Raw genomic sequence first — 21,078 nt, 5'->3', positions numbered from 1 at the left:
CAGTGCTGAAATATCCATATCCGTATCCACCGAAATCCAGTACCCCGGATACAGAGGTTCCAGCTCCTCTTTCAGCTCTTTGGCTGCCCGGTCGCGATTGGTACTGAAGGTAATCACCACATCGAAGCGCATCTGTTTCTTCTTCCGGTCCACATAGAACCCGTGTACCTGCAGCGCCCAGGCGTGCTTCATGACCCGTTCGGTCACTGCCTCCCGAATTCTCGCTGCCTCCGGATCCTTCGTATTGAAAGAATACACTGTTACCCCCGTCAGGCTCACTCCGGTGGCCTGGAATACCTTCTTATGGATCCGGTGGGTCAATTCATCCACCTGCTCCACCGTCATGACATCCGGCAGTTCGATGTGCACCGATGCATAATTCCGCCCCGGACCATAGTTGTTGATCATCAGGTCATAGGCCCCCCGGATTTCCGGTTCCTCCACCAGCAGATTCTTGATCTGGCGTACCAGCACCGGATTGGGACGTTCCCCCAGGATCTCATTCAGTGTATCCCGCAGCAGTCCATAGCCGCTTTTCAAAATGATGCAGGCAATGAAAGCACCCACGTAAGCCTCCAGAGACACCCCCCAGTGCAAATACACCAGGGCAGCTGACAGGACCGAGAAGGAAAGGACAGCATCGAACAGGGCATCAGCCCCCGACCCCACCAGAGCCCCGGAGTCCACCTGCTGTCCCTTGCTTTTTACATAGCGGCCCAGTACGATTTTCACCACAATGGCTACCACCAGGAGCAGGATGGTCTCCCCATTGTATTCCGGGACAGCCGGATCCAGGATCTTCTTCACGCTTTCCACCAGGGCTGTAATGCCTGCGTAAAAAATGATGATGGAAATGACCAGAGCGCTGAGATATTCATAGCGGCCGTGGCCAAAAGGATGCTCGAAATCCGGATTGCGGCAGGCCAGTTTAGCCCCGGCCACCGTGATGATTGAAGAAAGTACATCGGACAGGTTGTTCACCGCGTCCATCAAAATGGCAATGGAATGGGTGGAGAACCCCACCACCGCCTTGAAACCGGCCAGCAGGAGGTTCACCACGATGCCGATCAAACTGGTGCGCAGGATTACAGCCTCCCGCTGCCAGGCTTGACGTTCTCCCATGGATAAAACTTCCTTTCATACATAGAATATCGGCCCTATTATAGCACAGGCAGGCAGTTAGGAGTTAGCAACGGCAGCAGAGTTATCACAGGCTGCGATAACCTGGCCAGACGGGTTTCCCGAAGGAATCTCTCCATTCGAAAAGATCCGCCGCCGGAATGTCCGGTGACGGATCTTTTTTACGTCTTATAAGCTTTAAAATAGGCAGCTCTTAAAATCTGTCCAACAACGTATATCCTTTCCCCTTCAGGAATGTTTCCGTTTCGGGTTCATCGGTTTTCAGCACCACGATAGGACTGCCAGTCTTCCGATCGAAAGAAATATACAGATAGCGCACGAACACGTTGGCCTGGCTCAGATGCGTCAGGATCTTGTCCAGTGTACCCGGCGTATCGCCGCCCATATCCACGGCGGTCACACAGTCGATACGGCACTGGTATCCGGCGTTCTTCAGCACGTCCAGACCCTTGTCCGGTTTGTCCAGAATCAGCCGGATGATTCCGAATTCAGCGCTGTCAGTAGCCAGCATGGTATAGATGTTGATGTCCTCTTTGGCCAGGGCATTGGTGATCTTGCCCAGAGCTCCTTCGGTGTTCGCAGCAAAAAGCGAAATCTGTTTCAGCATATTCGTTCCCTCCTCAGTAATCTATACGGCCGGCCAGTTCCAGAATCAGGGCCTCGGTCTTTTCCCAGCCCAGGCACGGGTCAGTGATGGACTTGCCGTAAACCCCTTCGCCGATTTTCTGATTGCCGTCTTCGATATAGCTTTCGATCATGATGCCCTTGACCAGTCTCTTCAGATCCGGATTCATGTGACGGCTGTACAGCACATCGTTGGCAATCCGGATCTGCTCCAGGTACTTCTTGCCGGAGTTGGCATGGTTGGCGTCGATGATTACAGCCGGGTTCTGCAGATCCCGTTTGGCATATTCTTCGTTCAGCCGCACCAGGTCTTCATAGTGGTAGTTGGGCAGGCTCTTGCCAAATTTGTCCACGTACCCCCGAAGGATCGCATGGGCCAGAGGATTGCCTTTGGTCCGCACTTCCCATCCCCGGAACAGCAGCTGCTGCTCATGCTGGGCTGCCGCAATGGAGTTCAGCATGACAGAGATGTCGCCGGAGGTGGGGTTCTTCATCCCTACAGGGATGCCCACGCCGCTGGCGATCATCCGGTGAAGCTGGTCTTCCACAGACCGGGCCCCGATGGCCGCATAGCTCACCAGATCGGACAGGTACCGATGGTTTTCCGGATACAGGATCTCTTCCGCACAGGTAAAGCCAGTTTCCCGGATCACCCGGGTGTGCATATCCCGGCAGGCGATGATCCCGGCCAGCATATCTTCCTTTCCTTCCGGATCGGGCTGATGCAGCATGCCCTTGTACCCCACCCCGATGGTCCGGGGTTTGTTGGTATATACCCGGGGGATGATGTACAGGGTGTCCTTCACCTGTTCCTGTACTTTGGCCAGCCGGTGGCAGTAATCCACCACCGCATCCTCGTTATCGGCGGAGCAGGGGCCGATGATCAGCAGGAAGCGGTTATCCCTGCCAGTGAGGATATCGCGGATTTCCGCATCCCGGCGCCGTTTCGTTTCGTAAACAGCCGCTTCCACAGGATGCTCCATTCTGAGTTCCTGGGGGGAGGGCAGTTTACGGATGAACTCCATCTCCAGTTCCATGTTCTTCCTCCTTTGTGTCTGCTTTCTTTTCATTATTTTCCATTGATTTTTCCGCCCTGCACCAGCAGATGCTGAGCAGTTCAATGTCTTGTGAGGCAGTTTGACGTTTTTTGTCAGTATCAGGCCTTCAGGATCTTATGGAACAGATCCCTGTTCTCCTCAATTTTGGTCTGACCACCCACCACGCACAGATAGCCATCCGCCATTACATCCCGTACCAAAGGTGCCAGAGCCCGGATGTCTTCCACGCTGCAGTCGATGATCTGGTCCCGTTTCTTCTGGGCCAGGGCTTCCGGCAGCTGTTTCTGCACCGTAGTAATGGCCTTCTCCAGGTGCATGGCCGGAGTAAGAGGCGTATCCACCAGGCTGATGGTGCCGATTACGTACTTGGTCATTTCCCGATCAGAGGCTTCGAACTTTTCCAGATAGTCGGGCAAACCCCGATAGGCCTGCAGACTTTCCGCCAGTTTGGGATCTCGGTAACTGGACAGGTACATGACCCCGCTGGGATCGAACCGGGCACCGGCCCCGTAAGCACCGCCCTGGACCCGGATCCTGGTCCACAGATAGCCATAGCGCAGGATGGTCTCCAGTACCTTCATAGCACCGGTATATTCATAGCCATGATCCCGGAAATTACCTCCGGCCAGTACATACTGCACCTTGCCGCTGGTGGTGATGCCTTCGTCAATCTCGCCCAGAGGCAGTTCCGGCATAGCTTTTCCGGCATAGGGAGAATGCGGAAGCCGGGCCACGAACGCATCCATTTTGCTGCGGGCGGCTGTTTCCATTTCCTTTTCACAGCTCAGAGAAGCCATCAGTTCATCCTGGTGGAAGAAAGCCGGCAGCAGCTGCTGCAGTTTCGCAGTCACCCCATCCACTTTCTCGTCGAAGTGGGCCCACAGATCCTGCAGGAATTGATAATAGGTCAGCTGATCATGTTCCAGGCTGCGGCCGCTGCGGGAAAAATAGCTGGTCAGCCGGATGGTGGCAACCGTCATGCCCCGTGCAAAGAAATTGTTGTCCCAGTCGGTCTTTACTTCGCTGACGATTTCCTTCAGCCTTTTCTTATCATCCACATGGCTGTGCAGGGCGATGCTGCCCAGGATGTCGAACAGCTTGTCCTCGTTCTTTTCCAGTACCTTGGCAGACACCTTGAACACGTTGCGGTAGTTGTTGGTGTCATTGTACAGCGCATAGGGTTTCACTTCGAAATTCAGCCCGCCCAGGTACAAATCGGCCAGAGTAGTCAGTTCCTCGTAGGAATAATCATCCGTATCCACCTTGCCCAGCACATCGGTGAGCAGATAGGCATAGCACAACAGATCATCGGGAACGCCGGTCATATCGAAGCACCAGTCGAAATAGGCGATTTTATTGGTGAACTGCTCCAGATACAGATTGGTGTGCTTGCCGTCTCTGGCCACCTGAGGATGTTCGTAATCGTTCTTCCGGGTGATGTCGGCCCGCTTTAGCAGAGGGATGGACGCCAGGGCTTCCGGGCTGTCCGGAGCTGCCTGCCGGGCATGGAGTTCATCGGCGGTCCTGGCCACTTCATCCAGTTTTTCCGGACTGAACGTAGCTTTCAGAGCGGCCATCTTCTCTTTGGCGGCTTCGGCTTCTTTCTCTTCCTTGCCCGGTTCCGGGGTCAGGGTCAGCAGGCACTTGTGGGTGTTATCCAGCAGTACCGTTTCGATGAGCTGTTCGTAGTACCCCTTGTCGATGGCGCTCCGCAGAAAGTCCAGGCACTGGGTGAACTGCAGGCAGGTAGTGGGGTCGCCGCCATACAGCCAGGTTTCCATCACGTTCAAGCCATAAATCAGGCCTTTGGGATAGATATTGAAGTCCGCTTCCCGCATCTTGAATTCTTCAGAGTTCAGTTCCGCTTCCAGCAGCCGCCGGGGAATCTTGTTCCGGGACAGTTCCTGCAGGGTACGATACACCACCTTCACGAATTCATCTTCCTTTTCAGGATCGGCGCCGCTCACTTCCACAGTGAACACAGGCTGCAGCTGGGAGCCGTTCAGGCTGCCGGATACATCGGACCCGATACCGGCCCGCAGAAGGGCCAGCCGCAGGGGTGCGTTGTTGCCGTCCAGCAGTACATGGGTCAAAAGTTTCAGAGCCATGATCCGCTTCTGGTCCAGTGCGCTTCCCACTACGATATTCATGGAAAGGTACGTCTTGTGTTTCGTGTCAGAACCCACGGGCACCGGATAGGTTGCCTTTACTTCCTTCGTCTGGTCGAAGGGAGCCTGCAGCGGGATTTCCACCTTCAGGGTGCCAGTCCTGGGGAAAGCACTCAGATATTCCCGGTCGAAGTAGTCCAGATAGTCATCGATATCCATATTCCCATACAGGTAGAGATAGCTGTTTTCCGGGCTGTAATACTTCTTGTGGAAAGCCACGAACCCTTCCTGGGTCAGGCCGGGAATGGCACTGGGCAGGCCGCCGGATTCGAAACGGTACGGGCTGTCCGGAAACAGGGCCTTGCAGATTTCATGTTCCTCGATGGCATCAGGAGAGGAATAGACCCCCTTCATTTCGTTGTACACCACCCCGTTGTAGACCAGGGGTTTATCGTCACCGGCACCCAGTTCATAGTGCCAGCCTTCCTGGCGCAGGGTAAAAGGGTTCTCAGCGATCAGCGGATAGAACACCGCATCCAGATATACATCCACCAGATTCCGGAAGTCTTTGTCGTTGCGGCTGGCTACCGGGTACACGGTTTTGTCCGTGTAGGTCATCGCATTCAAAAAAGTATTCAGGGACCCCTTCACCAGTTCCACGAAAGGCTCCTTCAGTTTGTATTTGCGGCTGCCGCACAGTACAGAGTGTTCCGTAATGTGGGCCACGCCGGTATCGTCCTGGCTGGGAGTCCGGAAGCCGATGGTAAAGACCTTGTTATCGTCCTTCGTGGCCAAGTAGAACAGATGGGCCCCGCTCTTGGTGTGGGTCATTTCATAAGCAGTAGCACCGATATCGGGCAAATCAGTCACCCGATCGACAGTAAATCCATGGTGTTGGCTATGGACAGTCAGTTCCATGTTGTATCAGATCTCCTTTTGCTGAAATGCAAAATCAACGGGGCGGGTTTACCGGGTGACACGGCCTGCGGCCGGTCTTGGTAAACCCCTACGGAAAGCAGCCCTACCGCAGGGGCGCACCAAGGGTCGCCGGTGCACCCGCGTCCGGTTCATAAATAAGGGGGCCGCCGCATTGCGACAGCCCCTTGGTTGTGGAATTATTTGAAGTACTGCACGCCGCCCAGGAACAGAGGCTGCAGTTTGTTGCCCGGGATGTTCTTCATCAGACCATCGGTAAACCGTTCGGTATGCCCCATCTTGCCCAGGACACGGCCGTCCGGGCTGGTGATGCTTTCGATGGCATACAGAGAACCGTTGGGGTTATAGGGGCTTTCCATGGTGGGATTCCTTGCCTGGTCCACATATTGGGTTGCCACCTGGCCATTCTTGAAGAGTTGTTTGATTTCTTCTTCCGTAGCCACGAACCGGCCTTCGCCGTGAGAAATGGCAATCGTATGGATATCGCCCGGTTCGCACAGGGACAGCCACGGGGATTTGTTGGAAACCACCTTCGTTTCCACCATCCGGGAGATGTGGCGGCCGATGGTGTTGAAGGTCAGAGTCGGAGAAGTCCCGGCCAGCGGACGGATATCGCCGTAGGGAACCAGACCCAGTTTGATCAGGGCCTGGAAGCCGTTGCAGATACCCAGAGCCAGGCCGTCCCGGTTGTACAGCAGATCCAGCACGGCTTCTTTCAGAGCCGGGTTCCGGAACATGGTGGCAATGAACTTGCCGGAGCCTTCCGGTTCATCACTGGCAGAGAATCCGCCGGGGATGGCCAGGATCTGTGCCTGTTTGATCCGTTTTGCCATTTCTTCCACACTCTCTTTGATGGCTTCCGGAGTCAGATTGCGGACCACGAAGATATCCGCTTTGGCACCAGCGTCTTCAAAAGCAGCGGCCGTATCGTATTCACAGTTCAGACCTGGGAATACGGGGATGAACACCCGGGGTTTCGCCACATTGTACGGAGCAGTGAGGGGCAGGTCATTCTTGAAGTATGGCATCTTGCACAGCTCTTTGCCGGAATCTTTCACCACGGACGGGAATACTTTTTCCAGGGTACCGGTGTAGGCATCCTTCACTTCGGACAGGCTGATGGCCGTATCGTTCACGGTGATGGCAGCATCGTCAGTCAGATGGCCCAGTTCCAGGAAGTCGTTCCCGGCAAATACCTTATCCGCCTCAGCATCATCAGCCAGTTCCACCAGGAACCCGCCGGGCTGCAGGGTAAACAGGCATTCTTCATGCAGGAAGGGTTTCACGAAGCTGAAGCCCAGACCGTTGCCCAAGCACATGGTACTCAGTGCAGCGGCCACGCCGCCTTCTTTCACCACGCCGGCCGTAACGATCCGCTTGCCCAAGATGCCTTTATGCACATTGGCCAGCAGGGTCTTCAAAGCGGGATAATCCACCACTTCGTGTTCATCGCAGGGTACAGGGATGAACACCACTTTGTGGCCGGCCTGTTTGAATTCGTTGGAAATCGTATCCCGTCCATCCATGACGCCTACAGCAAAGCAGATCAGGGAAGGAGGTACTTCCAGATCCATGAAGGTACCGCTCATGGAATCCTTGCCGCCGATGGCAGGCAGTTCCAGTTCGCAGCAGGCCTTATAGGCGCCCATCAGAGCAGCGAACGGACGGCCCCAGGTGTGTTCCGTATGGAGTTTCGGGAAGTATTCCTGCATGGACAGACGCAGCTTTGCAGGATCCGCACCCATGGCTGCAGCACGGCATACTGCCTCCACCACGGCGTACATGGCACCATGGTACGGGCTCCAGCAGGCCACATTGGGGTCATAGCCGCTGGCCATGATGCTGGTGGCATTGGTCTTTCCGCCCAGCACCGGCAGACGGGCGGCCATGCCTTCCGTGCGGGTCAGCTGATTGCGGCCGCCATAAGGCATCAGAACGCTGCCCCGGCCGATGGAACCATCGAACCGTTCGCCCAGCCCTTCTTCGCTGCACACGTTCAGACGATCCAGGTTGGCCAGCCAGGCGGCCTTGATGTCTTTCTTATCTTCCACTTCAGCAGGAGTACTGTTGAACACGGATTCTTCCGTGACCCCATCCACGACTACATTGGATTTTTGCGGGATGCCGTTGGTATCCAGGAAGGCACGGGACAGATCCACGATCTTTTCCCCTCTCCAGTACATGACCAGACGGGGATCTTCGGCCACTTCAGCCACAACCGTAGCTTCCAGGTTTTCCTTATCGGCAGCGGCCATGAATTGATCCAGATCTTTGGCCGCAATGCATACAGCCATCCTTTCCTGGGATTCACTGATGGCCAGTTCCGTGCCATCCAGGCCCTCGTACTTCTTGGGCACCTTGTCCAGGTTGATGACCAGGCCGGGAGCCAGTTCGCCGATGGCAACAGAAACGCCGCCGGCACCAAAGTCATTGCACCGTTTGATCAGACGGGTCACTTCCGGATCCCGGAACAGGCGCTGGATTTTCCGTTCGTTGGGAGCATTCCCTTTCTGGACTTCAGCACCGCATTCGCTCAGGGATTTGGTGGTGTGTTCCTTGGAGGCACCGGTAGCGCCGCCCATGCCATCACGGCCGGTTCGGCCACCCAGCAGGACGATCAGGTCGCCGGCAGCCGGACGTTCACGGACCACAGCGTCCCGGGGAGCCGCACCGATCACGGCACCCACTTCCATGCGCTTGGCAACAAACTTCGGATGATAATATTCTTCTACAGAACCGGTGGCCAGACCGATCTGGTTGCCGTAGGAGCTGTACCCGGCAGCCGCACCCAGAGTGATCTTCCGCTGAGGCAGTTTGCCCTTCAGGGTCTTTTCATAGGGAGTACGGGGATCACCGCTGCCGGTAACCCGCATGGCCTGATATACATAGGAACGGCCGCTCAGGGGATCACGGATGGCGCCACCCAGGCAGGTTGCCGCACCGCCGAAAGGTTCGATTTCAGTAGGATGGTTGTGTGTTTCGTTCTTGAACATCACCAGCCAGTCTTCTTTTTTGCCATCCACAGTGATGGGCACTACGATGCTGCAGGCATTGATTTCTTCGGAAGCATCCAGATCAGGGATCTTGCCTTCCTTCTTCAGTTTCTTGGTAGCCAGGCAGGCCATATCCATCAGAGTGATGGGGCGTTTTGTATCGGCACCGTAAACGAACGCACGGTCCTTCTTGTACAGGTCAAAGGCTTCGGCTACAGGTTCAGTGTACACACCGTCATCGATGGACACATTTTCCAGACGGGTCTCAAAAGTAGTGTGCCGGCAGTGATCGGACCAGTACGTATCCAGCACCTTGATTTCCGTAATGGAGGGATCCCTGTCTTCCTTCTTGAAGTATTCCTGGATGAAGGCCAGGTCGTCCAGGCTCATGGCCAGTTCCTGTTTGTTCAAGAAATCTTCCAGGCTCTTCCGGTCCAGGCTGCGGAAACCATCCAGGACAGCCACAGGTTTCGGGACATCCCAGGTCATGTCCAGGGTATCCGGTTTTCCGATGGCAGCTTCCCTGGCTTCCACCGGGTTGATGCAGTAATGTTTGATCTTTTCAAAGTCGGCGTCAGACAAGTCCCCTTCCAGCAGGAACACTTTGGCAGCAGCCACGATGGGGCGCTTGCCCTGGGTAATCAGCTGGATGCACTGGGCAGCGAAATCTTCCCGCTGGTCATATTGGCCGGGTACCAGTTCCACGGCAAAGCTGCGCACCCCGGCAGGGATTTCCAGTTCTTCGTCCCGGACCATGTCCACCGGTGCTTCACTGAGCACCAGAGTCTTGGCTTCTTCATAGGCCTTTTCATCCAGTCCTTCCAGGTCGTACCGGTTCACGATCCGAACGCTCTTCAGGTTGGTAAGCCCCAGGGTCTGCTGGAGATCCGCACACAGGTTTGCGGCTTCTACAGCATACGCTTTTTTCTTTTCCACATAGATTCTTCTAATCGTGTCGCTCATGACAGCCTCCCTTAAAAATACTCATTGATAAAATTATTCTCCCGCGGGAACAATTTGTCAAGGATTTCTCTTGTTTCTTCGTCGGCCACGTAAATGGCACCGGCCCTTTCCAGGTCCCGGCTGCCCTGGAAACCGAAGAACAGCTGGGTGAAACTCTCCACATCCATCAATACCTTCGGGTCATCCACGGTATTCAGCAGCCTGGTGCCTTCTTTGGTGAACTGCACCTTCACCAGCATGGTGTTCAGGGCGATCTGTTCATCTTTAAGAGCCAGGACCAGTTCCCTTCCCATGAGATTTTCCGGTACAGGCAGGCTTTGCAGACAGGCGGCGGCGTTCAGCACCCGACCCATCATGAAAGGAGCCTCCCTGGGTGCCAGGCTCTGATCGGGCAGCTGCTGCCAGGTCAGATCGTCGTCCGCTGCCAGCCATTTCAGGGTCTTGTAGATACCGGCCAGCCCCTTGAAATATTGGAGCAGCCGTACCTTAGCCGGAGCATCCACTGCCAGCATCTCCTGTACAGTAACCGTTTCCTCTTCTCTATTATACAACGCATAAGCTCTCGGTGCACCGTCCACTTTCACAATGACGGTCTCGAAATTTTCCTGGGCAGCAGTGGTCAAGGTGTTTTCCCATACCCGATGATCCCGGACCACGGTGGCGTGGTACCGCTTCATGACCCGTTCATACACCGGAGCCAGGACCTTTTCCGCAGTGCGGGTATCAATCCGCTCCACTGCAAAGCCATCTATCATATGACCGGCCAGATCCAGCCGGGCCAGAGGCAGACTGTAACTCTTGCGCAGATGGGTCCAGGCAAATCCATAGGGCTGGTAGATACCGGCGTAGATGGGCATCAGGATCACAAAGGGTACCTTCAGGGCACGCAGGGTGGTGAAAGCCGTATCCATGAGTTCACCCATTACATGCCGGCCCCGTGCCACCGGATCCGTAGCTACTCCCACGATATAGGGAATTTTCCAGTCCCGGCCCCGCAGACGCAGTACATAAGGATTCAAGTGGAGCATGGTCACCAGTTTCCCGTTATCCTGAAAACCGCCTAGAATACGGTTCTGTTTCAGGGCATATTCCTTGAAGTACCATTCATAGAACGGGGTCCCCTTCTTCTCGAAGCAATAATCCCAAAGGTCCGCTGCCTGAGGCAGTGCCTGGGTCTGCAGCAAACGGAAATCCATGGCTGTCTCTCCTTATTTGATGATGGTATTGTACTTTTTCACCATGAACACAGGCTTGTAGGATTCCTTGGCTTCCCGGAGCCCTTCCTTGCCCATGTCCTCTTCCCGGTTGATATAGGTCACATCGGGCCAGGTATGGTCGATGTATTCTTTATTGATTGCAGTGAACAGGCCCCGGATATCCGGATCCGCCTTTTCCACATGGACCACCGCTGTGTTCTTGCCGGCCCGTTCTCCAAAGGTAAAGGCTTTTACCTGTCCGTCCAGGCGGATCAGTCCGCCCCGGATCTGGAGTTTTTCAAGGTTGTCCAGTCCTTCTTTGATGGCGTCATATTCAGCCACAATAGAAGGATCCGTCAATTCCCGTTGTTCCACCCACTGACGGCCATATTCGATGCATTCATCCTTGTTCTCCAAAGTAATGGGTTCATAGACGAAATCCGGATGGTCCTTGATGAACTGATTATAATGGTTCTTCTTGCCGTGCAGTTTGCGCCCGCTGAGGCTGGCCAGGCTGGCACGCTGGTACACATAGTCCCAATTGTCCCGGTCCGGAGTAAATTTATTTACCTGGGGCAGATATTTCTGGAACCGTTCGATGGTGTGCTCGTAGATACCATGCATTTCGAAAGGTTCCCCCTTGAAATACTGTTTCAGGGCACACAGCACTTTGGGAAGATCCTCGTTCACACCGCCAAAAGGAGACAGTACGAAAGTGGTACCCTTCACAGTGACCTTGATGATCAGGCAGCCGTGGCAGATCGCCCAATAACTGTCATATTGCTTCCGCCAGATAAAGATGGAACCAAAGCAGCACTCGGACGCATGATAGTCTTCCTCTGTAAAATAATCATCGAAAATAGGTTTATCATCGATGGTGATATGCTTAAATTCTAAAATAAGAATCGCTCCCTCATTTGTATTTGTAAATTATATTATAACAGATGAAGTCAAGAGGTGAAAGCGGCCATAACCAGAAACGGCCTTACAGCAACCCCATATCATTCAACTTGTCCACGCGATAGCCGTATTTTTCTGTCTCTACCACCTGTACGAACGCAGTGTTGTACAGGCTCAGCTTCCACATGTTATCGATAGGGATATCTAACAGGCTGCATACCAGCAGGCGGATCAGGCCGCCATGGCTGACACACAGGATGCTGGTATCCGGTTCCATTTTCTCCACCAGCCCTTTAAAGGTTTTCCATCCCCTCTTCTGGCTGGCGTACAGGTCTTCTTCAGCCTCCAGATCAACCTGCGCCGGCTTCAGGAAAATATCCCGCAGGGTCTCCGGGTCTTTTTCCTGGATTTCATCCAGATGATGCCCATCCCATTTGCCGAAGGACACTTCCCGCAGCCCGGGCAGCACAATGGGCTGGATACCTCTGGCCTGCGCCAGGGGGGCCGCCGTCTGCCGGGTACGGATCAGATCCGAGGTGTAAATGGCCGCCAGGGGAACCCGTTCGGCTCTCGCTACCAGAGCCGCAGCCTGCTTTTCTCCGGTGTCGTCCAGGGGATTGTTGCTCCAGCCCTGGAGGATACCCTGCCGGTTGGCCAGCGTTTCTCCATGGCGGACCAGATAGATTGTTTTCATGATGCGTTTTCCTTACTTTCTGTACCTGGTTTCCCGTTTGAGCAAAAAGGAGCTGTCGCCAGGTGACAACAGCTCCTTATGGAAACTCTGATTATGCTCTTGCGATGTAGTCGCCGCTGCGGGTGTCGATTTGCAGAACATCCCCTTCGTTGATGAACAGGGGAACCTTCACCACATAGCCGGTTTCCATCTTGGCGTTCTTGCTGCCGCCGGTAGCAGTATCGCCTTTGATGCCCGGTTCGGTTTCAACTACAGTCAGTTCAACAGTGTTGGGCAGTTCGATACCCAGGATCCGTTCGTTGAAGGAAATGACTTTCACGTCCATGTTTTCCTTCAGGAAGTTGATGGCATTGCCCAGTTGTTCCTTGTTCAGTTCGATCTGATCATAGGTTTCATTATCCATGAATACATAGGTGCCGTCTGCTTCATACAGATACTGCATGTTCTTTCTTTCCACAACGGCTTTGGGCAGACGTTCAGCAGCGTTGAAAGTCCGTTCAACCACAGCGCCAGTGCACAGGTTGCGCATTTTAGCCCGTACGAAAGCAGCGCCTTTGCCCGGTTTTACATGCTGGAATTCAACGACCTGCCAAGCATTACCGTCAATTTCAACCGTTACGCCAGTTTTAAAATCGTTTGTAGAAATCATGAAAACAACCTCCAAAAATAGTTTCTAAACAGTATATTTGAATTTATAATTCTACCAGTTCTTTGGGAACGGACGTAAGCCGTTCGCACCCGGTTTCAGTGACCAGGCAGGTATCTTCGATCCGGAGACCGCCCTGATCGGGCAGGTAAATCCCCGGTTCGATGGTGACCACCGCCCCAGCCGGCAGCGGCTGATCATTGGCCTTGTTCAGCACCGGCTTCTCGTGGATGTCCAGGCCCACGCCATGTCCCAGTCCATGACCGAAATCAGGACCATAGCCCTTACCGGTGATGTAATCCCGCACGGCTTTATCCACCTGGATACCAGTGAGTCCGGCCTTCAGTGTCTTTTCGCCCAGCAGATTGGCATTTAAGACAATGTCATAGATTTCTTTCTGCCAGGGAGCCGCCTTGCCGACCACCACTGTACGGGTGATGTCGGAGCAGTACCCATTGTAAGTGGCCCCAAAGTCGAAGGTGACGAAATCACCCTCCTCCACCACCTTTTCAGAAGCTACGCCATGAGGCAGGGCGCTCCGTTTGCCGGAGGCACAAATGGTTTCAAAGGAAGGTTTCGTGGAACCCAGCTTCCGCATATTGTACTCCAGTTCCGTCGCCAGGTCGCTTTCTTTGCGGCCGGCTCGGATATGGGGCAGAAGCTGCAGGAAGGCTTCATCGGAAATAGCCACCGCCTTGCGGATGGATTTCATTTCCTCTTCCGTCTTCACGGCCCGCAGGCCCACCAGGTTCACATTCTTCCAGTGAGCCTGGGGCAGAACGCCCGCCAAAGCACATTCTTCCGTGTAGGAGAAATAGTCCCCATCCAGAGCCAGATTGCTGCTGGTTGGCAGTTTGGCAGCCTCTGGCCAGAATCCGTGCCGGTGTTCCACCAGTTCGCACTCCGGTGCCTGCTGCTTAACTTGCAGGGTATACCGGGAATCAGTGATGATCACTGCCCGTTTTCCATCCACATACAGCAGGCTTTCACCCCCGGTGAAGCCCGTGAAGTAACGGATGGAAGAATCTCCCTTGATGAAGATTCCGTCCACTTTCTCCTGTTCCAGATAAGCTCGCAATCTGTCCAATGCGCTCATTCGATCGTCTCCTCTGCGTCATTCAGTCAGAAAGAATTCGACTAATCTATTTTACTCTTAAATTGCCCCAAAAAGCAAGGGTTTCTATATACTTTGTTACAATTTCTTTTGAATTGGGTGCAGCCGCCGTACCAGAGCCCATGCTTCCATGCGGGAATCTCCCCTGGCAGTGAACACCATCTGGGCATGGGGTGCCACGGTAATAGGCTGGCCTGCCGCATCCTCCATCTCCTCCAGCACCCACGAGAAGCGTTCTCCGCTGGGGGTGAGCACTTCCAGCTGCTGTCCTTCTTTCAGGTTATTCCGTTGCTCCAGGGTTACCCGATTGGCAGAAGCATCGTACCCTTTGACCAGGGCTACGAAATCCGCTGTCTGCTCATAACTGCTGGTGGTATATACCTGATCATCCGGACCCGTCTTGTGCACGGCGAACCCGGTGGTATAGGGCCGGTGGGACACTTTCTCCAGTTCATCCTTCAATGCCTGGGGGACAGTGTAATGGGCCGGGTCCGCATAACAGGCATCAATGGCCCGCCGATAGGCCGCCACCACGGAGCATACATAATGGATGCTCTTCATGCGGCCCTCGATTTTCAGGCTGCTGACCCCGGCTTCCATGAGCTGAGGCAGGTAGTCGATCAGGCACAAATCCCTGGAATTCATGATGTAAGTACCCCGTTCATCTTCAGCCACATCGAACTGCTGACCGGGCCGGTTTTTCTCTGTCAGGGAAAATTCCCAGCGGCACACCTGGGCGCAGGCTCCCCGGTTGCTGTCCCGGCCGGTGAAGTAATTGCTCAGAAGACACCGCCCGCTGTAGCTGATACACATGGCCCCGTGGACGAATACTTCCAGTTCCACCTTTGTTTTCTGGCGGATCTGGCGGATTTCTTCCAGAGACAGTTCCCGGGCCAGGACCACCCGGCTGGCACCCAGCTTTTCCCAAGTCCGGACCGTGGCATAATTGGTCGTATTGGCCTGGGTGCTCACATGCAGATGCATATTGGGAACCACTTCCCGGGCTGTGGCCCAGACACCCAGATCAGAGATCAGCAGGGCATCCACACCGGCGGTCTCCAGGCTGCGCAAGTAGCCCGGCAAAGCAGGCAGGTCACTGTTGTGGGGAAAGATATTCACGGTCACATAGACCCGTTTGCCCCGGGCGTGGGCAAACTCGCAGATTTCCCGGATTTCGTCCAGGGAAAAATTGGCTGCAAAGGCCCGCAGGCCAAAAGCCTTGCCGCCCAAATAAATGGCATCAGCCCCATAGAGCAGGGCCAGTCTACCTTTTTCCAGGCTCCCGGCAGGAGCCAGCAGTTCCGGTTTGTTCACTGTTCTTGTTCTCCCATATTTTCCGCTTCTCCGATGGCTTCACCGGGATTCAGCTTCTGGATCATCTTCACATGTTCTTCATAGGTCTTGGTAAAGTGATGGTATCCCTGGTCATCGGCCACGAAGTACAGGTAATCAGTCATCACCGGGTGGATCACTGCCCGGATGGCATCCATGCTGGGATTGCCCACAGGTCCCGGGGGCAGGCCCTTGTTCAGGTACGTATTATAGGGTGATTCCAGCTTCAGATCGTCATAGGTGACCACCTTTTTCTGGGCTCCAATGATGTACTGGATGGTCGTATCCGACTGGATAGGCATACCCTTCTGCAGCCGTTTTTCAAACACACCGGCAATCAGGGGCATCTCTTCCTTATGGGTGGCTTCCCTTTCCACCATGGAGGCCAGAGTCACGATATCCCGCAGAGACAAATAGCTGCCCCGCAGGTCATCCCGCACTTCCGGTGTCAGTTTCTTGTTGAACTGCTGCACCATCATGGTCACGATATCCTTTTCCGTAGTGTTTTCCGGAATGTTGTAGGTGGCCGGGCACAGGAACCCTTCTGCCCTGTACATCACATTGGGATTCTGAGTCTCCATGTAAATGTAGGGTGTGTAATTCTTGCAGGCGTCCTTGAAAGCCTGGGCACTGCCCAGATGATCTTTCTCCAGCTTCAGGGCGATTTCGTTAATGGTGGCCCCTTCCGGCACGGCAAAAGTCTGGGTATGGACCTTGCCCTTGGAGAGGATGTCGATGATTTCCCGGTCGCTCATGCCTGCCACGATTTCGTATTTGCCGGCCTGGAGCTTGCTGTCCAGTCCTTTCAGCTTGGCCGCCAGCCGGAAGGATTCCGGTGTCTGGATCAGTTTCTTGTCATGGAGCAGTTTGGCGATGTCAGAGGTTGTCATGCCCTCCGTCACCGTGAACTGGACCTTTTGGCCCGTGGCCAGGCTGGTGTTGGTATTGAAGTAATCCAGATACCAGTAGCCGCCAAAGCTGATGGCGAGTGCCAATGCCAGGCCAACAGGTAAGAATTTTTTCCGCATCGTATCTATCTCTCTTACTGGGCGTCCATTTCGTCCATGATTTCTTCGTAGGCCTTGCGCACCGCTTCGAATTCCTCGTCAGTGGGATCCAGATATACCGGGTCCCCGTTATCGTCGAAGTCCATCCGGGCGATGATCACATTGTCCTCTGCATCATCCGGGTCCGTATCGTCATCTTCGGGCACCTGGGTCAGCAGGGCGAAGTTCTTGTTGTCCATGGGAATGACCATTTCTTCCAGGTAATAGCTTTCATTGCCCTGTTCGTCCGTAATCACCACCACAGCTTCCTGGTCTTCTGTCTGCAGCAGGTCCTTCTCTTCCTTTGCCATTGTCATTGCCTCCTCGGGCTGTCCAGATAATTTTGCAGGATGACCACGGCGGCCATCATGTCGATGATTTTCTTCCTTTTTTTCCTCTGGAGATCCGCCTCGATCAGCACTTTTTCCGCAGCAACCGTGGACAGCCGTTCATCCCACAGCACAACAGGGATGGACGGAAAGCGTTCCTCCAGGATGGTTTTGAATTCTTCACTGGCCCTGGCTCTGTCACCGATGGTACCATTCATGTTCTTGGGATAGCCCAGTACGAACTGCCCCACCTCTTCTGCCTGTACCAGCTCTTCCAGCCTGGCCAGGTCCTTTTCCAGGCTCCGCCGGCGGATGGTTTCCACGCCCCGGGCAATAAACCCGGTTTCGTCACTGACAGCCACCCCAATGGTGCGGGTACCCAGATCCAATCCCATGATCCTCATCAGCGATCCGTATCCTCCAGATAGTTCTGGAGCAGTGCTTCGATCAGTTCATACCGTTCGAAGTGGCGGATTTTCAGCCGGGCGTCCTTGTAGCTGGTCACATAGGCAGGATCCCCGCTGAGCAGGTATCCTGCCAGCTGATCGATGGGATTATAACCCTTTTCCTTCAGGGCATCAGCCACTTCCCGGATCGTCTCGGCTACGCTCTTGGTCTCCGGGACCGGTTTGAACATGGTAGTTTCCTGTGTTGTACGAGACATATTATTCCTCCTCTGCCAGGAACCGGCAATAGGGGTTGCCTTGCGACAACCCCTACCCCGTTCCTTAATAGAAATATTGACTGATAATCAGTGGTATGGACTCCTGGAACAGCACCAGCATCACTTCGATGGGCACTTTCATCCCATCCAGGATCCAGCGCATGGTCATTTCTTCTCCCCCATAAACAACCATTTCCGTAGCGAACTGGATGTGCGGATTGTCCAGATCCGCCCCCGCCTTTTTCAGCATCAGGTGATAGGCGTCCCGGACGAAACGGCGGTTGGTCTGCCGGATTTCCTCCACATCACAGCTTACGTACAGGTTCTGCAGGAACTTCAGGTTGGCCTGATACAGCAGGAACTTCTTGTACAGTGCTTCCGACCAGCACCGGCTCTTCAGGATATCCCTGCCGTGCCGGGACAGGATGTGCAGATACACCCAGTGGGCCGCCGCCCGTTTGGATTTGAATTCCCGATGGAAATCCTCTACCTTCAGATCGGCGTCCCGGGCAATCTCCTCAAGAGAGATGTCATGCAAATGTTTCTTTTCCAGCAGATGATAAAGAGCCTTCCCCAGTTTTTCCTTTGGATCCATACTCCAGCACCTTCTTTATTCAGCAATCGCAATCAGTGGATCTGTGCTTCCACCAGTTTCCAGGCTTCATCCAGCCCAGCCTGCAGTTTGGAGGCATCCTTGCCGCCTGCCTGGGCCATATCCGGCCGGCCGCCGCCGTTGCCGCCCATGACCTGGGCCACGCCCTTGGCCAGCTTGCCTGCATGGACGCCCTTCTTCACAGCATCTTTCGTAGCCATGACCAGGATGTTCACCTTGTCAGCTGCCATGGGAGCAGCCAGGACCACAACACCGCCGGTCTTATCCCGCAGCGTGTCGCCCATGTTCCGCAGGCTTTCCACATCCTGGACCTTCACTTCCTGAACCAGTACAGGCACGCCCTTTACGTCCCTGGCATCTTCCGTGACGCTGGCGGCCTGGGCAGCCACCATCTTCTTTTCCAGATCGTCGGCCCGATGCTTTTCGCTTCTCAGTTCTTCCTGCAGGGCGTTGATCCGGCTTACCAGGGTGGTAGGACGGCCCTTCACGGCAGAAGAAGCCTCTTCGATCAGGTCTTCCAGTTCACGTGTATAGGCCAGAGCACCCCGTCCGGTCACTGCTTCGATCCGCCGCACACCGGCGCCCACACTGGATTCGGACAGGATCTTGAACAGGCCGATATGGCTGGTATTGGAAACGTGGACACCGCCGCACAGTTCCATACTGTACCCCGGTACGTTCACAACACGAACGACCTTGCCGTATTTTTCACCAAACAGAGCCATGGCCCCCATCGCTTTGGCTTTTTCCAGTTCTTGCTGGGAAATTTCCACGTCCACTGCATCCAGGATCTTTTCATTGACGATATCTTCCACTTTCGTCAATTCTTCTTCCGTCAGCGGAGAGAAATGGGAGAAGTCAAAACGCAGACGATCCGGGCCCACATAGCTGCCCGCCTGGTTCACGTGGCTGCCCAGCACCTGTTTCAGGGCTGCGTGCAGCAAATGGGTGGCCGTATGGTTCCGGGCAATGTCAGCCCGGCGTTTCAAGTTCACTTCAAATTCCATATCATCGCCCACAGCCAGGGTACCTTGTTCCAGGGTACCCAGCTGGATGGTGTAGCCATCGGCCAGTTTTTTGGTATCGGTCACATCGAAGATGCCCTTGTCAGACACCAGACGGCCGGTATCGCCCAACTGACCGCCCCCTTCAGCGTGGAAGGCAGTGTTGGTCAGGATCACAGCCAGTTCATCCCCGGCTTTGGCCTTTTCGATGGGCTGGGTTTCGTGGATCGGGAAGATGGCAGCCACTTTGCCATTCTTGCTGTTTTCATCCACAGTCAGTTTGCCCAGACCCAGATGACGGGTTTCATAGAACACGGGCTTGCCTTCCTTATCGTTCCGGGCAGCACGGGCTCTTTCCCGCTGGGCTTCCATAGCAGCTTCAAAGCCCTTCTTGTCCATGGTAAAGCCCTGTTCTTCCAGGATTTCTTCCGTCAGTTCCCAGGGGAAGCCGAAGGTATCGTACAGCTGGAAGGCATCTTCGCCCTTCAGGACGGTGCTGCCTTCTTTGCGCATGGCATCGATTTTCTGGTTCAGCAGATCGGTCCCCTGTTCCAGGGTCTGCAGGAAGCTGTTTTCTTCCATGGCGATGACCTTTTCAATATAGGACCGTTTTTCTTTCAGATCGGTATAATGTCCGCCGTACATATCGATGACAAGGTCGGCAGCTCCCACCAGGAATTCCTTGCGGATGCCCAGCAGACGGCCGTGACGGATGGCCCGGCGCAGTACCCGGCGCAGGATATAGCCCCGGCCTTTGTTGGAAGGCAGGATGCCGTCGCCGATCGTAAAGGTGACGGAACGGGCATGGTCTGCAATGACCTTCAGGGAAATGTCGTCTTTGGGATCAGCATTGTATTTCTTGCCGGAAACCTTGCAGGCGTATTCGATGATCGGGAAAATCAGGTCGGTTTCGAAGTTGCTGGGTTTCTCCTGCAGTACGGAAGCTACCCGTTCCAGACCCAGACCGGTATCGATGTTCTTATGCTGCAGAGGAGTATAGCTGCCGTCCGGTTCTTTGTTGTACTGGGTGAATACCAGGTTCCACAGTTCCAGGAACCGGCCGCAGTCGCAGCCCGGGCCACATTCCGGACGGCCACAGCCCCGGTCTTCACCCAGGTCGATATGGATTTCAGAATCAGGCCCGCAGGGACCGCCGCTGGCGATTTCCCACCAGTTGTCTTCCAGTTTCACGATCCGTTCGGCCGGTACGCCGCACACATCATGCCACAGGTCGTAGGCTTCCTGATCCTTGGGGTATACGGTGATCCAGAGTTTGTCGGCAGGCAGTTCCAGCACCTTCGTCAGGAATTCCCAGGCCCAGGGAATCACTTCCTTCTTGAAGTAGTCGCCGAAGGAGAAGTTCCCCAGCATTTCAAAGTACGTATGGTGACGGGCAGTACGGCCTACATTCTCGATATCCCCGGTACGTACACATTTCTGGCAGGTGGTGATACGGGTTGCCGGCGGTTTGACCTTGCCGGTGAAATACGGTTTGAAAGGTGCCATACCGGCACCGATCAGCAGCAGCGTCGGATCATCATGAGGGATCAGGGATGCACTGGGCAGTACCAGATGGCCCCGTTCCTTGAAGAAATCCAGATATTTTTGTCGAATCTCATTACCACTTAAATATTTCATTACCAACTCTCCCAATTTGGTTCCAGCAGAACAGAACATTCCATCAGCCAGAAAAGTATCGTCTTTCGTATCTTATAAAT

17 protein-coding genes are annotated in these 21,078 nt (G+C 54.6%); all 17 read right to left on the bottom strand.

The window, feature by feature from the left end; all coding sequences use genetic code 11:
- Positions 1-1,122: cation diffusion facilitator family transporter (locus ACR0QW_RS08000; protein WP_432643166.1), on the bottom strand; the 1,122-nt coding region annotated here is incomplete at its 3' end.
- A 211-nt stretch (positions 1,123-1,333) separates the two neighbouring features.
- On the bottom strand, positions 1,334-1,747 hold the full coding sequence (locus ACR0QW_RS07995) for an amino acid-binding protein (RefSeq protein ID WP_432643165.1): 414 nt from the start codon (positions 1,745-1,747) through the stop codon (positions 1,334-1,336).
- A 13-nt stretch (positions 1,748-1,760) separates the two neighbouring features.
- Positions 1,761-2,801 carry a 3-deoxy-7-phosphoheptulonate synthase gene (locus ACR0QW_RS07990; protein ID WP_432643164.1) on the bottom strand — a complete coding sequence of 347 codons (1,041 nt, stop codon included), beginning with the start codon at positions 2,799-2,801 and terminating at the stop codon, positions 1,761-1,763.
- Positions 2,802-2,920: 119 nt separating this feature from the next.
- Positions 2,921-5,848: an insulinase family protein gene (locus ACR0QW_RS07985; protein WP_432643163.1), complete on the bottom strand. Its 2,928-nt coding sequence runs from the start codon at positions 5,846-5,848 to the stop codon at positions 2,921-2,923.
- A gap of 197 nt (positions 5,849-6,045) precedes the next feature.
- Complete coding sequence (locus ACR0QW_RS07980; protein WP_432643162.1) at positions 6,046-9,822, bottom strand: phosphoribosylformylglycinamidine synthase; 3,777 nt, start codon at positions 9,820-9,822, stop codon at positions 6,046-6,048.
- Positions 9,823-9,833: 11 nt separating this feature from the next.
- Positions 9,834-11,018, bottom strand: a complete 1,185-nt coding sequence (locus tag ACR0QW_RS07975) for a GNAT family N-acetyltransferase (protein ID WP_432643161.1) — start codon at positions 11,016-11,018, stop codon at positions 9,834-9,836.
- Positions 11,019-11,030: 12 nt separating this feature from the next.
- Complete coding sequence (locus ACR0QW_RS07970) at positions 11,031-11,879, bottom strand: DUF2156 domain-containing protein (RefSeq protein ID WP_432643167.1); 849 nt, start codon at positions 11,877-11,879, stop codon at positions 11,031-11,033.
- A 124-nt stretch (positions 11,880-12,003) separates the two neighbouring features.
- Positions 12,004-12,612, bottom strand: coding sequence for a histidine phosphatase family protein (locus tag ACR0QW_RS07965; RefSeq protein WP_432643160.1), 609 nt, complete (start codon positions 12,610-12,612; stop codon positions 12,004-12,006).
- A 91-nt stretch (positions 12,613-12,703) separates the two neighbouring features.
- Entirely contained in the window at positions 12,704-13,261 is a 558-nt protein-coding gene (gene efp, locus ACR0QW_RS07960) for an elongation factor P (protein WP_432643159.1), read from the bottom strand.
- A 43-nt stretch (positions 13,262-13,304) separates the two neighbouring features.
- Positions 13,305-14,354, bottom strand: a complete 1,050-nt coding sequence (locus ACR0QW_RS07955) for a M24 family metallopeptidase (RefSeq protein WP_432643158.1) — start codon at positions 14,352-14,354, stop codon at positions 13,305-13,307.
- Between the two features lie 96 nt (positions 14,355-14,450).
- Positions 14,451-15,686: a peptidase U32 family protein gene (locus ACR0QW_RS07950; protein WP_432643157.1), complete on the bottom strand. Its 1,236-nt coding sequence runs from the start codon at positions 15,684-15,686 to the stop codon at positions 14,451-14,453.
- Entirely contained in the window at positions 15,683-16,732 is a 1,050-nt protein-coding gene (mltG, locus tag ACR0QW_RS07945; protein WP_432643156.1) for an endolytic transglycosylase MltG, read from the bottom strand. Before mltG ends, ACR0QW_RS07950 begins: the two co-directional genes overlap by 4 nt.
- A 14-nt stretch (positions 16,733-16,746) precedes the next feature.
- Positions 16,747-17,061 (bottom strand): DUF1292 domain-containing protein, encoded by a 315-nt coding sequence (locus tag ACR0QW_RS07940; protein ID WP_432643155.1) that lies wholly within the window; start codon positions 17,059-17,061, stop codon positions 16,747-16,749.
- Positions 17,062-17,063: 2 nt separating this feature from the next.
- Positions 17,064-17,483, bottom strand: coding sequence for a Holliday junction resolvase RuvX (gene ruvX, locus ACR0QW_RS07935; protein ID WP_432643154.1), 420 nt, complete (start codon positions 17,481-17,483; stop codon positions 17,064-17,066).
- Positions 17,483-17,743, bottom strand: coding sequence for an IreB family regulatory phosphoprotein (locus ACR0QW_RS07930; protein ID WP_432643153.1), 261 nt, complete (start codon positions 17,741-17,743; stop codon positions 17,483-17,485). The genes ruvX and ACR0QW_RS07930 overlap by 1 nt, the downstream gene beginning before the upstream one ends.
- A 64-nt stretch (positions 17,744-17,807) precedes the next feature.
- Positions 17,808-18,338: a TetR/AcrR family transcriptional regulator C-terminal domain-containing protein gene (locus tag ACR0QW_RS07925; protein WP_432643152.1), complete on the bottom strand. Its 531-nt coding sequence runs from the start codon at positions 18,336-18,338 to the stop codon at positions 17,808-17,810.
- Between the two features lie 32 nt (positions 18,339-18,370).
- Positions 18,371-20,998 carry an alanine--tRNA ligase gene (gene alaS, locus ACR0QW_RS07920; protein ID WP_432643151.1) on the bottom strand — a complete coding sequence of 876 codons (2,628 nt, stop codon included), beginning with the start codon at positions 20,996-20,998 and terminating at the stop codon, positions 18,371-18,373.
- Positions 20,999-21,078 lie beyond the last annotated feature (80 nt).

This window comes from Acidaminococcus sp. (assembly GCF_050873445.1).
In the GTDB taxonomy this organism is placed as follows: Bacteria; Bacillota; Negativicutes; order Acidaminococcales; family Acidaminococcaceae; genus Acidaminococcus.
Note: the sequence above shows the minus strand (reverse complement) of the source record. Positions and strands in the feature narration are given on the sequence as shown.

Coding starts and splice junctions, on each gene's coding strand:
- ACR0QW_RS07995 (WP_432643165.1), bottom strand. CDS start 1,747: ATGCTGAAACAGATTTCGCTTTTTGCTGCGAACACCGAAGGAGCTCTG.
- ACR0QW_RS07990 (WP_432643164.1), bottom strand. CDS start 2,801: ATGGAACTGGAGATGGAGTTCATCCGTAAACTGCCCTCCCCCCAGGAA.
- ACR0QW_RS07985 (WP_432643163.1), bottom strand. CDS start 5,848: ATGGAACTGACTGTCCATAGCCAACACCATGGATTTACTGTCGATCGG.
- ACR0QW_RS07980 (WP_432643162.1), bottom strand. CDS start 9,822: ATGAGCGACACGATTAGAAGAATCTATGTGGAAAAGAAAAAAGCGTAT.
- ACR0QW_RS07975 (WP_432643161.1), bottom strand. CDS start 11,018: ATGGATTTCCGTTTGCTGCAGACCCAGGCACTGCCTCAGGCAGCGGAC.
- ACR0QW_RS07965 (WP_432643160.1), bottom strand. CDS start 12,612: ATGAAAACAATCTATCTGGTCCGCCATGGAGAAACGCTGGCCAACCGG.
- efp (WP_432643159.1), bottom strand. CDS start 13,261: ATGATTTCTACAAACGATTTTAAAACTGGCGTAACGGTTGAAATTGAC.
- ACR0QW_RS07955 (WP_432643158.1), bottom strand. CDS start 14,354: ATGAGCGCATTGGACAGATTGCGAGCTTATCTGGAACAGGAGAAAGTG.
- mltG (WP_432643156.1), bottom strand. CDS start 16,732: ATGCGGAAAAAATTCTTACCTGTTGGCCTGGCATTGGCACTCGCCATC.
- ACR0QW_RS07940 (WP_432643155.1), bottom strand. CDS start 17,061: ATGGCAAAGGAAGAGAAGGACCTGCTGCAGACAGAAGACCAGGAAGCT.
- ruvX (WP_432643154.1), bottom strand. CDS start 17,483: ATGAGGATCATGGGATTGGATCTGGGTACCCGCACCATTGGGGTGGCT.
- ACR0QW_RS07930 (WP_432643153.1), bottom strand. CDS start 17,743: ATGTCTCGTACAACACAGGAAACTACCATGTTCAAACCGGTCCCGGAG.
- ACR0QW_RS07925 (WP_432643152.1), bottom strand. CDS start 18,338: ATGGATCCAAAGGAAAAACTGGGGAAGGCTCTTTATCATCTGCTGGAA.
- alaS (WP_432643151.1), bottom strand. CDS start 20,998: ATGAAATATTTAAGTGGTAATGAGATTCGACAAAAATATCTGGATTTC.